Annotated in this window: 15 protein-coding genes and 2 pseudogenes; 8 read left to right on the top strand and 9 right to left on the bottom strand. The window is 73.8% G+C overall.

The features are described 5' to 3' along the window. The first annotated feature begins 268 nt into the window (after window positions 1–268). Window positions 269–1102, top strand: a complete 834-nt coding sequence (locus tag AB0I60_RS35120) for an ADP-ribosylglycohydrolase family protein (protein WP_360737932.1) — start codon at window positions 269–271, stop codon at window positions 1100–1102. Here the strand turns inward: AB0I60_RS35120 and AB0I60_RS35115 are convergent. Continuing rightward, complete coding sequence (locus AB0I60_RS35115; RefSeq protein WP_360737929.1) at window positions 1069–1938, bottom strand: SRPBCC family protein; 870 nt, start codon at window positions 1936–1938, stop codon at window positions 1069–1071. The two genes, AB0I60_RS35120 and AB0I60_RS35115, sit on opposite strands and share 34 nt — an antisense overlap. Continuing rightward, a complete protein-coding gene (locus AB0I60_RS35110) occupies window positions 1935–2243 on the bottom strand; it encodes a metalloregulator ArsR/SmtB family transcription factor (RefSeq protein WP_360737927.1) in 309 nt (102 codons plus the stop codon). Before AB0I60_RS35110 ends, AB0I60_RS35115 begins: the two co-directional genes overlap by 4 nt. Before the next feature lie 133 nt (window positions 2244–2376). Here AB0I60_RS35110 and AB0I60_RS35105 point away from each other — a divergent pair, with 133 nt between their 5' ends. Together AB0I60_RS35105 and AB0I60_RS35100 are read left to right on the top strand one after the other, a co-directional pair. After that, the gene (locus AB0I60_RS35105) at window positions 2377–3510 is read left to right on the top strand and encodes a PLP-dependent aminotransferase family protein (protein ID WP_360737925.1); all 1134 of its coding nucleotides are present in this window, start codon (window positions 2377–2379) and stop codon (window positions 3508–3510) included. Between the two features lie 91 nt (window positions 3511–3601). After that, window positions 3602–4207: a response regulator transcription factor gene (locus tag AB0I60_RS35100; RefSeq protein WP_360737923.1), complete on the top strand. Its 606-nt coding sequence runs from the start codon at window positions 3602–3604 to the stop codon at window positions 4205–4207. A gap of 13 nt (window positions 4208–4220) precedes the next feature. On the opposite strand, the gene rnhA is transcribed toward AB0I60_RS35100, so the two are convergent. The 3 genes from rnhA to AB0I60_RS35085 all read right to left on the bottom strand — a co-directional run bounded on the left by rnhA (window position 4221) and on the right by AB0I60_RS35085 (window position 6116). After that, window positions 4221–4673 carry a ribonuclease HI gene (gene rnhA / locus AB0I60_RS35095; RefSeq protein WP_360737920.1) on the bottom strand — a complete coding sequence of 151 codons (453 nt, stop codon included), beginning with the start codon at window positions 4671–4673 and terminating at the stop codon, window positions 4221–4223. An 8-nt stretch (window positions 4674–4681) separates the two neighbouring features. Continuing rightward, window positions 4682–5128 carry a DUF1801 domain-containing protein gene (locus tag AB0I60_RS35090; RefSeq protein WP_360737918.1) on the bottom strand — a complete coding sequence of 149 codons (447 nt, stop codon included), beginning with the start codon at window positions 5126–5128 and terminating at the stop codon, window positions 4682–4684. 136 nt (window positions 5129–5264) lie between these two features. Beyond that, complete coding sequence (locus AB0I60_RS35085) at window positions 5265–6116, bottom strand: dihydrodipicolinate synthase family protein (protein WP_360737916.1); 852 nt, start codon at window positions 6114–6116, stop codon at window positions 5265–5267. A 94-nt stretch (window positions 6117–6210) separates the two neighbouring features. Here AB0I60_RS35085 and AB0I60_RS35080 point away from each other — a divergent pair. Together AB0I60_RS35080 and AB0I60_RS35075 are read left to right on the top strand one after the other, a co-directional pair. After that, window positions 6211–6315, top strand: a pseudogene (locus tag AB0I60_RS35080) (LysR family transcriptional regulator); the annotation flags it as partial. Window positions 6316–6399: 84 nt separating this feature from the next. Next, on the top strand, window positions 6400–7068 hold the full coding sequence (locus tag AB0I60_RS35075) for a LysR substrate-binding domain-containing protein (protein ID WP_360737914.1): 669 nt from the start codon (window positions 6400–6402) through the stop codon (window positions 7066–7068). A 64-nt stretch (window positions 7069–7132) separates the two neighbouring features. Here AB0I60_RS35075 and AB0I60_RS35070 read toward each other — a convergent pair whose 3' ends face one another. Together AB0I60_RS35070 and AB0I60_RS35065 are read right to left on the bottom strand one after the other, a co-directional pair. Beyond that, the gene (locus AB0I60_RS35070; RefSeq protein ID WP_360737912.1) at window positions 7133–8449 is read right to left on the bottom strand and encodes an MFS transporter; all 1317 of its coding nucleotides are present in this window, start codon (window positions 8447–8449) and stop codon (window positions 7133–7135) included. A gap of 312 nt (window positions 8450–8761) precedes the next feature. Continuing rightward, a complete protein-coding gene (locus AB0I60_RS35065; RefSeq protein ID WP_360737910.1) occupies window positions 8762–9154 on the bottom strand; it encodes a GNAT family N-acetyltransferase in 393 nt (130 codons plus the stop codon). Between the two features lie 138 nt (window positions 9155–9292). On the opposite strand from AB0I60_RS35065, the gene AB0I60_RS35060 reads away from it, so the two are divergent. Next, complete coding sequence (locus tag AB0I60_RS35060; protein ID WP_360737907.1) at window positions 9293–9571, top strand: type II toxin-antitoxin system prevent-host-death family antitoxin; 279 nt, start codon at window positions 9293–9295, stop codon at window positions 9569–9571. Continuing rightward, window positions 9564–9968, top strand: a complete 405-nt coding sequence (locus tag AB0I60_RS35055) for a type II toxin-antitoxin system VapC family toxin (protein WP_360737904.1) — start codon at window positions 9564–9566, stop codon at window positions 9966–9968. The genes AB0I60_RS35060 and AB0I60_RS35055 overlap by 8 nt, the downstream gene beginning before the upstream one ends. A gap of 31 nt (window positions 9969–9999) precedes the next feature. Here AB0I60_RS35055 and AB0I60_RS35050 read toward each other — a convergent pair whose 3' ends face one another. Next, the gene (locus tag AB0I60_RS35050) at window positions 10000–10677 is read right to left on the bottom strand and encodes an MBL fold metallo-hydrolase (RefSeq protein WP_360737902.1); all 678 of its coding nucleotides are present in this window, start codon (window positions 10675–10677) and stop codon (window positions 10000–10002) included. 127 nt (window positions 10678–10804) lie between these two features. On the opposite strand from AB0I60_RS35050, the gene AB0I60_RS35045 reads away from it, so the two are divergent. Continuing rightward, window positions 10805–11986, top strand: coding sequence for an acyltransferase (locus AB0I60_RS35045; RefSeq protein ID WP_360737900.1), 1182 nt, complete (start codon window positions 10805–10807; stop codon window positions 11984–11986). Here the strand turns inward: AB0I60_RS35045 and AB0I60_RS35040 are convergent. Continuing rightward, window positions 11959–12633 (bottom strand): annotated as a pseudogene (locus tag AB0I60_RS35040) (maleylpyruvate isomerase N-terminal domain-containing protein); the annotation flags it as partial. The gene AB0I60_RS35045 and the pseudogene AB0I60_RS35040 overlap by 28 nt on opposite strands. Between the last annotated feature and the right edge of the window lie 22 nt (window positions 12634–12655).

Below are 12655 nucleotides of genomic sequence, written 5' to 3'. Positions count from 1 at the left end.
CGCGATTTCTCGCGCACAGGGTGTCTTTGGTCACGAAAATTCGTACCACCCAATTGGGGTAAAAGGGATATACCGATCCGGTTATAGCTCGGCGTTAGGCCGACTTTCGGCGGGTCGTCCGGACCGTCCCGACCAGGCCGGACGGGTGGTTCAACAACGTCCTGGGTGTGAATGGCGGCGAGCGGTTCAGCCGTTCTGCTGCGGCCATTCGAATCAATGCCGCGCACCCCGACGCAGAACCACCGCCGGTCGGCGGCATGATCTGGCCATGCTGGTCGAACTGGCGGTCGGGGACGCGTACGGCGCGGGCTTCGAGTACGCCGCCGCCGATTTCGTCGCCGCGCACAACACGCTGGCGGGGTACGTGCGGCACCCCGCGCACCACGGCATCGCGCCCGGCGCGTACACCGACGACACCCAGATGACGCTGGCGCTGGCCGAACTCCTGGCGGACGGCGGCCCGTGGACGCCCCCGGCGATCGCCGACCGGTTCGTGGACGCCTTCCACCGCGACCCGCGCGACGGGTACGCGCGGGGGTTCCAGGCGTTCCTGCGCGAGGTCCGGACGGGCGCGGACTTCCTGGCCCGCATCCGGCCGGACAGCGACAAGAGCGGCGCGGCGATGCGCGCGTCTTCGCTCGGCCTGCTGCCCGACGTGGACGAGGTGCTGCACCGCACCGGGGTCCAGGCCCGGGTCACGCACGACACGCCGGACGGGGTGGCGTCCGCGTCGGCCGCCGCGCTGGCCGTGCACTACTGCCGGTACGACCTGGGTCCGGTGGCCGAGGTCGGCGGGTGGGTCGCGGACCGGCTCGGCTCCCCGGTGTGGGCGCGGCCGTGGACCGGCCCGGTCGGGTCGAAGGGCGTGATGAGCGTGCGGGCGGCGCTGACCGCGCTGGCCGGGGGCAGCTCGGCGAGCGGGGTGCTGCGGGCCTGCGTGGCCTGGACCGGGGACGTGGACACGGTGGCCACCGTCGCGCTGGCCGCCGCGTCCACGTCGTCGCGGGTCGTCGCGGACCTGCCGGCCGTGCTGGTCGAGGGGCTGGAGAACGGGCGCTACGGCCGCGATCACCTGGCCCGGCTGGACGCCCGGCTGCCGTAGCGGCGCTCCAGCTCGGCGAACCGGTCCTCCGGCCACGGCCCGGTCTCGCCGAACGCGGCGGCGAACAGCAGGTCCAGCCGGACGTGCCAGGAGGCCAGGGCGGTCGCCGCGAACGCCGGGTCGGTCAGCGCGTGCGTCAGCTCGACGGACGTGCCGCGCTCGGGGTCGTGCCGGAACTCCCAGCGCACGGTCCCGGTCGGCGAGGCGAACTCCAGCAGCCGGGGCGGGTCGAGCGCCGTCGTCGGGCCGGCCGGGACGTGGGGCGTGGCCGCGTGCGCCGGCAGGTCCGCCGGGTCGCCGGCGAGCAGCGCCCACACCTCGTCCAGCGGCTTCCACACCAGGTCCCGGACGAACCGCACGACGCCGTCCGCCTCGTGGCCCTCGTCCAGCCCGAACGCCCGGACGTAGTGCCGCACCGGGTCCAGCCGCCCGGCCGGCTGCTCGGCGGTGCGCCCGTCGAGGCCCGCGCCCAGGGCGGTCAGGCAGGTGTCCCAGCCCGCTGCGGTGCGTCCGGCCGTCCACTCGGCGTCCAGGGCGTGCGTGAAGACCAGCAGGCAGCCGTCCTCGTGCGGGAACAGCTCGAAGCGCAGCACGTCGGTGTTCCAGCGGAACGCGAACACCCTCGGCGCGTCGAGTTCCAGCACCTCGCCGGTGCTCTCCGAGTCGGGGAACGCGAACCGCAGCGCGGTCCCGTCCACGGTGACCGACGCGGGGAACCAGTGCGCCAGCTCGGCCGGCTCGGTCACCGCCCGCCACACCTCGGCGGGGGAGTGCCGCAGCACGCGTTCGAAGCGCAGCACCGGTTTCCCGTCGACCCGTCGCAGTTCGGCGCTCATCCGTCCATCCCGTCCAGTCGTCGTTCCAGGGCGTCCAGGCTCTGCTCCCACAGCAGCCGGTACGGGGCGAGCCACGCGTCCACGGCGGCCAGCGGGCCAGGGCACAGCCGGTACCACCGCCGCTGCGCGTCCCGTCGCACGTCGACCAGGCCGGCCTCGCGCAGCACCTTGAGGTGTTTGGAGACCGCCGGCTGGGTCAGCGCCAGCCGCTCCACCAGGTCGTTGACCGGCCGCTCGCCCGCGCGCAGCACGTCGAGGATCTCCCGGCGGTGCGGGTCCGCCAGCACCGCGAACGTCGATTCCACCCAGGTAATATAACTCCAAAGGCATATATGGGGTCAACGGTTGGGCTGGAACTCCGGCCGCCGTCACCCCCGTCCGCCCGGCTCCTCGCGGCACGACCGCGACCACCCCGCTCCCGATCCCCGAGGAACCGCCATGCCGCGCACCGTCTCCAGCTCGCCCGTCCGCGACCTGCTCGCGCTCACCGCGCGGCCCGAGGTGATCTCGTTCGCCGGCGGGCTGCCCGCGCCCGACCTGTTCGACCTGGACGGGATGCGCGCCGCGTTCGACCGGGCGCTGACCCGGCGGGCGCTCCAGTACGCGTCCTCCGAGGGCGACCCGGACCTGCGGGCGCGCGTCGCCGAGCGGATGATCGCGCGCGGCCTGCCGACGCCCGGGGAAGACCTGCTCGTCACGACCGGGTCGCAGCAGGCCCTGACGCTCGTGGTCACCGCCCTGCTGGAGCCGGGCGCGGTGGTCGCCGTCGAGGAGCCCACCTACCTCGCCGCGCTCCAGGCGTTCCGGCTCGCCGGCGCGCGGGTGGTCCCGGTGGCGGGCGACGAGCACGGCGTCGACCCGGCGGCGCTGGCCGAGGTGGTCGAGCGCGACCGGCCCACCCTGCTCTACCTGGTGCCCACGTTCGCCAACCCCACCGGCCGCACGCTCACCCCGGAGCGCCGCGCCGCGATCGCCGCGCTCGCCGACCGGCACGGCCTGTGGGTGGTGGAGGACGACCCGTACGGCGAACTGCGGTACCGGGGCGAGCACGTGCCGGCGCTGGCGTCGATGAGCGGGCGCGTCCTGCACCTGGGCAGCTTCTCCAAGATCGGTGCGCCCCGCCTACGCCTGGGCTGGCTGCGCGCCCCCGCCGAGCTGCTGCGCACGCTGGTCGTCGTGAAGCAGGCCGCCGACCTGCACACCTCCACCGTGGACCAGGCGGCAGCCGCCGCGTACCTGGCCGCCAACGACCTGTCCGCGCACGTCCGCGCGCTGTGCGCGGCCTACGGCGAACGCCGGGACGCGATGATCGCCGCCCTGCCCGGCACCGTGCCGGACGGCTCGCGGTGGACCGACCCGGACGGCGGCACGTTCGTCTGGGTCACCCTGCCCGGCGGGGTCGACGCCGCCGACGTGCTGGCCGCCGCGCTCGCCCGCGACGTGGCGTTCGTGCCCGGCGCGTCCTTCTTCGCCACCACGCCCGACCCCGCGACGATGCGGCTGTCGTTCACCACCAACACCGTCGAGCGGATCGCCGAGGGGATGCGGCGGCTGGCCGGTGCCTGGCAGTAGGGCCGGGACCGGCAACTGAACGGTCCGCACCCGCCCCCGGTGGGGCACGATCGACCCGGCCGGGACCGTTCCCGGGCCGGAGGAGGTCGCCGTGATCCGGGTGCTGGTCGCCGACGACGAGGGCCTGGTCCGGGTGGCGCTGGCCGCGCTGCTCGGCCTGGAGATCGACCTGGAGGTCGTGGCGCTCGCGGCCGACGGCGCGTCGGCGGTCGCGGCGGCCGTGCGGGTCCGGCCGGACGTGGCCGTGGTCGACGCGGTGATGCCCGGTGGGGACGGGTTCGCGGTGGCCGCCGAGCTGGGGCGGGTGCTGCCCGCGTGCGCGGTCGTCGTGCTGACCGGCCGGGACCGGCCGCCGCACCCGCAGCGCGCCCTGGCCGGCGGCGCGAAGGGCCTGGTGCCCAAGGGTTCGCCGGTGGGCGCGCTGGCCGACGTGATCCGCGCGGTGCACGGCGGCGGCCGGTACGTCGACCCGGCCATCGCGGCGCACGCCCTGCTGCCGCCGCCCTGCCCGCTGACCCCGCAGGAGCTGGAGGTGCTGCGGCAGGCCGAGTACGACACCCCGCCCGCCGAGATCGCCCGCCGGATGGGCCTCGCGGTCGGGACCGTGCGCAACTACCTGTCGGCGGCCGTGGGCAAGCTCGGCGCGGCGGGCCGGTGCGACGCCTTCGCCACCGCCCACGACAACGGCTGGCTGTGACCCGGCCGGTGGCTCAGCGGCCGGACACCTCGCGCACGCCGCGCACCGCGAGCTGGTCGGCGCGCTCGTTGTCGACGTGCCCCGCGTGGCCCTTCACCCAGTGCCACTCGACCTGGTGCGGTGCCGCCGCCTCCTCCAGCCGCCGCCACAGGTCGGCGTTCTTCACCGGCTGCTTGGCGCTGGTCAGCCAGCCGTTCGCCTGCCACTTCGCCATCCACGACGTGATGCCGTTGCGGACGTACGTGCTGTCGGTGTAGATCCGCACCACCGAGGGCCGGGTCAGGCTCTCCAACGCCCGGATGGGTGCCATCAGCTCCATCCGGTTGTTGGTGGTCGGCCCGGCGTCGCCGCCGTAGAGGTCCTTCTCGTGCCGCCCGTACCGCAGCACCGCGCCCCACCCGCCCGGACCGGGGTTGCCGCTGCACGCGCCGTCGGTGTAGATCTCGACCTCCACGCCCGGCAACATACAGGTGATCACCCGGATGCCGCGTCGCGCTTGAGCTTGCGCCACCCTCCGGCCCGGTTGTCGGCGATGATCTGCCGGAACATGGCGAGCAGCGCGGGCGCGTTGATCGGGTCGTCCCGCCGGAACGCGACCGTGCGCGCGGTCTTGTTGTCGTGGCCGGCGGTGATGATCCCCTCCGGGTCCGGCACGATCGCGCCGTCGTAGAGGAACACGTTGACGTGCGCCTTGGCCGCGAGCAGCGCGCAGACGTTGCCGTCGAGCACGAAGTACGGCCGGTTGGTGCGCTTGATCGTCTCGACCACGTCCGGGTCGGCCTCGTGCACCAGGTCGCGCACCGCGCGGCAGATCTCCCGCTGCCACTCCGGCAGCGCGTCGATGTACTCGTCGACCCGGGGGTCGGTCGCGTACGGCGCGGGTGCCGAGCCGGCGGGGTGGGACGGGGTGTGGTCGGTCATGGTGGGCCTCCTGCTGCTCGTCGGACTCGCACCCCGGACGTCGCAGCCGGTCCGCGGTTCTCGACATCGCGCACGACGTACCTTCTCCCACGACCGACCCCACTGCCCGGTGCGCGAGGCCCCGTTGACCGCCGGGTCACCAGTTCTTGCTCTCGCGCACCGCCTCGGCGACCAGCGCGTCGTCGGCGGCCAGCAGCGGCAGCCTGACGTCGGGGGTCGGGATGCGGCCCTGGGCGTGCAGCAGCGCCTTCACGACGGTCGGGTTCGGCGCGGTGAACACCGAGGCGGACAGCGCGGCCAGCCGACCGCCGAGGTCCCGCGCGCGCACCACGTCGGTGCGCCACGCCTCGACCAGCTCCGCGAACCGCCCGGTGGCGAAGTGCGCGGAGGCCAGGATCGCGCCGTGCGCGCCCAGCGCGAGCAGCGGCGAGATCACCACGTCGTCACCGCCCAGCACGGCGAAGTCGGCGGGCGGGTCGGCGAGCAGGTCGACGGTGTCCGCGTCGATCCCGCCGACCGCGTGCTTGATGCCGACCACGTGCGGCAGCGCGGCGATCCGCCGCAGCGCACCGACCGACAACGCCTGCCCGGTGCGGTAGGGGATGTGGTAGACGACCAGCGGCACCGGCCCGGTCAGGTGGGCGAAGTGCGCGACCACGCCGTCCTCGCCCGGCCGGACGAACGGCGGCACCACGGCCAGCGCGGCGGCGGCCCCGGTGCCGTCCAGCGCGTCCAGGGCGTCCTGCGTGCTCGCGCCGACGATCAGCGGCGCCGACCGCTCCCGGCACACCGCGCCCACCACGTCGAGCACCGAGCGGCGCTCGTCGGCGGTCAGCGAGCCGGGTTCGCCGGTCGTGCCCAGCGCGACGATCCCCGCCGCGCCGTCCTCCAGCACCTCGTGCGCGAGGCGTTCCACGGCGTCGAGCGCGACCCCGCCGGCGGTGTCGAACGGCGTGACCAGAGGGACGAATACCCCGGAGAGCGTCATGGTCACCAGGATCCGGCCCAGGAATCGTAAGGTCCAGTTCGCGTTTCTGGCGTGAACCGTAAGCTGTCCTGATGCTCGACGTCCGCCGCCTGAACTGCTGTGCGACCTGCACCGCCTCGGCACCATCGCCGCCGTCGCCCAGGCCCACACCTACACGCCCTCCGCGGTCTCCCAGCAGCTCTCCACGCTGGAACGCGAGGCCGGCGTCCCGCTGCTGGAGCGCACCGGCCGCCGGGTCGCGTTCACCGCCGCCGGCCGCGTCCTGGTCCGGCACGCCGAGACCGTGCTCACCGCGCTGGAGCGGACCTCGGCGGCGCTCGCCGCGTTCGCGGGCGGCCTGACCGGCCCGCTGCGCATCGGCGCGTTCCCGACCGCCGTGCGCACGGTCCTGCCGCCCGCCCTGGTCGAGCTGGGTCGCCGGCACCCCGGCCTGGAGCTGATGGTGACCGAGCTGGACCCGGTGGACGTCCCCGCCGCCCTGCACGACCGGCGGCTGGACACCGGCCTGCTCCAGGACTACGACACCAACCCGGTGAGCCCGGACCCGGCGCTGGAGAGCGTGCCGCTGCTGGACGAGACGGTGTACCTGGCGACCTCCGGCGGGACCGGCACCCCGGCGGACTTCCGGGACGCCGCGTGGATCATGGGCAGCCCCGGCACCCTCTGCCACGCGGTCGCCGCGCAGGTCTGCCGCGACGCGGGCTTCACGCCCCGCACCCGCCACCACGCCGACGACTACACCACCGTCCTGGCGCTGGTGGCCGCCGACCAGGGGGTGTCGCTGGTACCCCGGCTGGCCGCGACCGACCCACCCGCCGGCGTCCGCCTGATCCCGCTGCCGATCCGCCGCCGCACCCGCATCGCCTACCGGCGCGGCACCGCCGACCACCCGGCGATCGCCGCCTGCGTGGCAGCCCTGCGCGAAGCGGCCGACACCTACGCCGACCGCTGACCCCGCTCGTCCTTCGAGCGCACCTGCCGCTGCTTCCGGCTCACCGACTCACTGGCTCACCGACTCACCGACCGGTCCGCAGCAGGGCGTGCGCTCCCAGCGCCACCGCGAACCCGGCGCACCCCGCCACCACGACCACCACCCGCAACGCGTCGGTGAACCCGGACCCGAGTGCCGTCAACGCCGAACCGACGGCGGCCAGCGCGACGGTCTCCGCCGCGAGCCGCGCGGTGTTGAACAGCCCGGCCGCCGTCCCGGCCCGGTCGGCGGGGACACCCGACAGCGCCAGCCCGTCCACGACACCCGTGGTGAGCCCCACCCCGATCCCGGTCAGCAGCAACGGCACCCAGGGCACGTGGTCCGGCCCGATCGTCACCAGCCCGACCACGCCCGCCGACGCGACCAGGACCGAGCCGGTCGCCACCAGCCTCGGGGACCGCTTGGCGACGGCCGCGCCCAGCCCCGGCAGCAGCACGGACGGCACGGTCAGCGCGAGCATCCACAGCCCGGCCCGCGTCGGCTCGACCCCGGCCACCTCGATGAAGTACGACGGCAGGTACACCAGCAGCGGCACCAGCAGCGCCATCATGGCCGCCGCGACCAGCGAGTAGCCGAGGAACGCCCGGTCGCCCAGCAGGGCGAGGTCGAACACCGGCCCGACCGCCCGCCGCTCGACCCGCACGAACCCCACCGCGCACGACACCGCCACGACCAGCGCCACCGGCAGGTCCGGACCGGGGTCCGGGGCGTGGACGAACACCCAGATCACCGCCCCGAGCCCGACCGTGAACAGCGCGCCGCCGGCCCAGTCGACCCGCCGCCGCACACCCCGCCCGCCCGGCAGCGCGGGGCACAGCAGCAGCGCGAGGCCCGCGAGCGCCGCAGGCACCCAGAACACCGCCCGCCACCCGGCCACGTCGACCAGGAACCCCGACGCGGTCGGCCCGAACGCCACGCCGACGCCGAGCACCGTGCCGAGCGCACCGAACACCCGGGCCCGCGCCGCGCCGTCGAACACCGAGGCGAGCAGCGACTGCCCGGTGGCCGTGGCGACGGCCGCCCCGACCCCGGCGAGCAGCCGGGCCGCGACCAGCAGCCCGACGTCCCCCGCCACCGCGCACAGCGCACTGCCCAACAGGAACAGCGAAACCCCGGTGGCGTACAGCCGCCGCCTGCCCAGCACGTCGGCGAGCGAACCGCCGAACGCCAGGAACGCGGCGAAGCACAGGTTGTACCCGGTGACGACCCACTGCGCGGCGGTCGGCGAGGCGTGCAGTTCGTCGGTGAGGCCGGGCAACGCCACCGAAGCGCCGGTGATGGTCAACGGGAACGACAACGACGACAGCAGGACGGCCGCCGGCACCAGCACGCGGCGGTTCACGCGGACCACCGCCCGACAGCGTCAGGACGAGGGGAGGTGAAGAAAAGGAGGTGCACGAAACGCTCCGGAACTCCGTGGAGGGAGCCGGGCAGCACTCAGGAGCCGCACCGGCGAGGACTCGCGGGTGCGGCGGCGCGAAGCGCTAAGAGCTGGGGTTCACGCCGCCGCGAGGGCGGCACCCCGGTCCGAGGCGGGCACGAGCCGAGCGTAACCGATCACTGTTGTGGGCTCGGGTGACCCGCATTCGTGCGGCCCGGGTGCTTGCTGTTGCCCCTGGTCTCGCGCTGGGTCGCAGGTGTGGCGCGGCTCGGCTTACAAGGCGATCAACCCGGCGTCCGTGGGCCGGAACCCGCAACTGTCGAAGTAGAACGAGCGGAGGTGCTCGTCGAAGTCGACGTGCAACCACTCACACCCGGCCGCACGGGCCCCTTCGGTGGCACGCGCGACAAGCTCCCGCCCCACCCCCTGCCGCCGCACGGGCCCGGCGACCAACGTGTCGAGCACGAAGGCGTGCACCGCGCCGTCCCACGCGACGTTGACGAACCCGACGAGCGCACCCTCCTGGCGAGCGCACACCCATCCGAGACTGTGCCGGTTGACCTGCCCCCACCAGTCGTCATCGAGCACCCGGTGCTCGAACCCCTCGGCGTGCAGGACGTTGACCTCACCGTTGTCGAACCGACCCCGCCACTCGTAAGTGATCATCAGCCGAAGCTAGCCGACCACCCCGCGCACTGACGCCCGCATTTCCGTTGACCGACGTCCCCTGACGACCACGGCCGGTCCCGGTGAACAGGTCCGACAGATGTAGCCCAAAGTGCTACGCATGGCTACAATGGATCTGTGAAGGTCATCAGCCAGCGGGAGTTCCGCAACAACTCCGCTGCGGTCATGGACGCGGTGGAGGCGGGGGAGACCTACCACGTCACCCGCAACGGTGTGGAGGTCGCCGAAGTCCGCCCTCTGCCCCGCCGCCGGCGTTGGACGGCGGAGGAGCTGGTGGAGCGGCACCGAGGGCTGCCGCAGGTCGCTCACGACCGCATGAGGCGTGAAGCCGACGACCTGTTCGGTGGCGAAGATCGGGTCGGCGGGGACGACCCCTGGGACCGGGCTCGTGGCTGAGCGGCGAAAGTCCGGCGTGCTGGACACCTGCACCTACATCGACCTGGGGCAGCTCGACCCGGCAGTGCTGCCGGAGATCCCCGAGTTGACCGCTGTCACCATGGCGGAACTGCACCAAGGCGTGGCGATGGCCAAGGACGCTGCCGCGCGGGCCGCGCGGACCGAGAAGTTGGGCGCGGCGCTCGTGGAGTTCGAGCCGTTGCCGTTCGACGGTCAGGCCGCTGCCCGCTTCGGCACGCTGGTGGCGCTGGTCCTGGATGCGCAGCGCGACCCGAAGCCGCGTCGCCTGGACCTGATGATCGCCGCCATCGCCTCCGTGCGCGGACTACCGCTCTACACGCGCAACGCGAAGGACTTCGCCGGCCTCGACGGCATGGTCGAGATCATCGAGGTGTGAGGAGCGGGGCCGGTTGGACCCCGCTTTCGGCTCACCAGCCGCGTGAACGCCACTCGCCCAGGTGAGGACGCTCCGCTCCGAGCGTGGAGTCATCCCCGTGGCCGGGGTAGAACCACGTGTCGTCCGGCAGTTCGCCGAACACCCGGGTCTCCAGGTCGTCCATCAGGCTGGCGAAGTCCTCCGGTGACGTCGTCCGCCCCGGTCCGCCGGGGAACAGGGAGTCGCCGGTGAACAGGTGGGCTCGGCCGGTCGGCTCGCGGTACAGCAGGGCGATCGAGCCCGGGGTGTGGCCGCGCAGGTGGATCACCTCCAGCGCGAGCCGGCCGAGGGCCACCGCGTCGCCGTGCTCGGCCAGTTGGTCGGGCGGGATCGGGAGGACCTCGGCGTCCAGGGGGTGGGCCACGGTGTTCGAGCCGTTCGCCCCCGCCACCGCCCCGAGCGCGCCCCAGTGGTCCGCGTGGCGGTGGGTGGTCACCACCGTTTTCAGGCGCGGGCGTTCCAGGCTGTGGCCTACCAGGTCGGACAGGCGGGTCGGGTCGGCGGCTGCGTCGATCAGCAGGGCCTCGTTCGTCGACCGGCACACGAGCAGGTAGGCGTTGTTGTCCATCTCGCCCACCGAGATCTTCGTGATGGTCAGTTCTTCCAGCGTGCGGCGGGTGGCCGGGCCGTTCGGCTCGACGTGGCCCGTGTAGTCCTCTAGTACGTCCACGAGCGCCGACGGTAGTCGAACGGACACCCTTCAGGGTCCCCACAGGTTGGTCCAATAGGCTTAGTAACGATCATCCCCCGACCGACGACCTCATTTGAATGCCTTCTGGACTGGGTATCACGCTCTCGTGCCAACACCTCGCCGAATCAACTGGGACGTCCTGCGCGTCCTCGCCGTGGCTGCCGTGCTGCTCCAGCACGCCACCCACGCGGGGCCGTCCGTCCACCAGGAACTCGGCTCCCCTGTGTTCACCGTCTCCCTGGAGATGGGGGCGAGCACGCTCGTCGTCATCTCGGCCTTCTTCGCCTGCGCTTCGCTGGCCAAGGGCGAACCGGCCCGCTTCCTGCGCAACCGGCTCGCGCGGCTGCTCCCCCCGTACGCCGCTGCGGCCGTCCTGACCTACTTCGTGCTGACCCGGCTCGCTCCCGAGGGCTGGAGCGAGCTCGAACCGCGCGACCTGGTCGTCAACGTCTTCATGCTGCAGAACTGGTTCCCCGACGCCCGCCTGGTCGACTTCTCCTACTGGACCCTCCCGGTGCAGGTCACGGGGTTCGTGGCGGGCGCGCTGCTGTTCTCGCGGGTGCGCGGCAACGGGCTGCGGGTCCTGCTGTGGGTGCTCGTCGTCGGGCCCCTGGTGCTGCGGATCTGGACCGAGGACCCCGGCCTGGTCCGCACCTTCTACGACGGCCTGGGCATCCACCGCGCCCAGTTGTTCGCGGCCGGCGTCGGCATCTGGCTGTGGTCCAAGGATCGCCTGGGCACCTCCCACCTGGGAGCGCTGCTGGTGGCCGTGCTGGCGGCCCAGGGCATCCACAGCGACGACCCGGAGTCGACGCTCGCGCTCGGTGTGATGCTGCTCGCCATCGCGGCGTGCGCGAAGGGGCCGGACTGGGACGTGCGGCCGGTGCGCCTGCTGCGCCGCCCGATCAAGTGGCTGGCCGGCATCTCCTACGGCGTCTACCTGGTCCACCAGGAGATCGGCTACGTGGTGATGGCCGCCGTCGCCCGCTTCGGGCCGTGGGCGGAGCTGGCCGCGTTCCTCGGGGTCGCGGTCGTCCTCGGCTGGCTGCTCACCCGGTTCGTCGAGCAGCCCGCCCACCGGGCGCTGACGGCCGGCTCACGCCCGGTGCTGGTGCGGCTGGTGCTGGCCGCCGGCCTGCGCCGCCCTCAGAGCCACCTCGGCAGCGCGGGCGCGGCGCCGTTCATCGTCGCCCCGCTCCGCCGGCCGGTCAGCCACCCGATGGCGTCCGCCGCCGAACCCGCCACGGCGGTGGCCTCGGCGGCTGCCGTCAGCGCCCAGCCGCGCTGACGGCCGTCCGGCAGGGTCACCTCCAGCCGCACGTCGGGCACGTCCGCCCGGTCGGCGAACTGCCCGACCACGTCGTCCACGAACCCCTCCACCAGGTGCTCCGGGAGGTGCTCGAAGTCCACGCCCGCGTCCAGGTCGACCAGGTGGAACCAGACCTCGCGCAGCCGCAGCCACGGCACCCGGTGCGCCAGGAACGGCCCGCCGGCCGGGTGTGACACCTCCGACTCCCACGCGGTGGGCGGCAGCTCCCGGGCTGCGGTCTCGAACCGCCGGCAGGCCGCGTCCAGGTCGGCGCGCAGGAGCTGCGGCAGCCGGGTCGCACCCTCGGCGATGTCCGCGTCGCGGTCGGCCCGGCTCGGGTACATCTGGTGCTCGACGCCGGTCTTCGCCCAGGTCAGGAGGTTGACCAGGGCGTCGGCGTTGCGCGCCAGGTGGGTCACGACGTGCGCGCGGCTCCAGCCGGGCAGCAGGCTGGAGCCGCGCAGCGCGACCGCGTCCAGGCCGGCGACCACCTCGTACAGCGCCCCGGTCGCCCGGTCGACCTCGGCGAGCCCGGTCACGGCGTCCTGCACCGAGGCGGACTGCTCGCGCGGCGCGGGTACGCTCGTGTCTGCGGACCGCACCCGGGCGGCATCAGCGAAGCTCATGGGCACCTCATCCCCGACGTCT

Origin of the sequence: Actinosynnema sp. NPDC050436 (assembly GCF_040655415.1) — a bacterium.
GTDB lineage: Bacteria > Actinomycetota > Actinomycetes > Mycobacteriales > Pseudonocardiaceae > Actinosynnema.
This window is presented reverse-complemented; position numbering and strand designations above follow the sequence as displayed.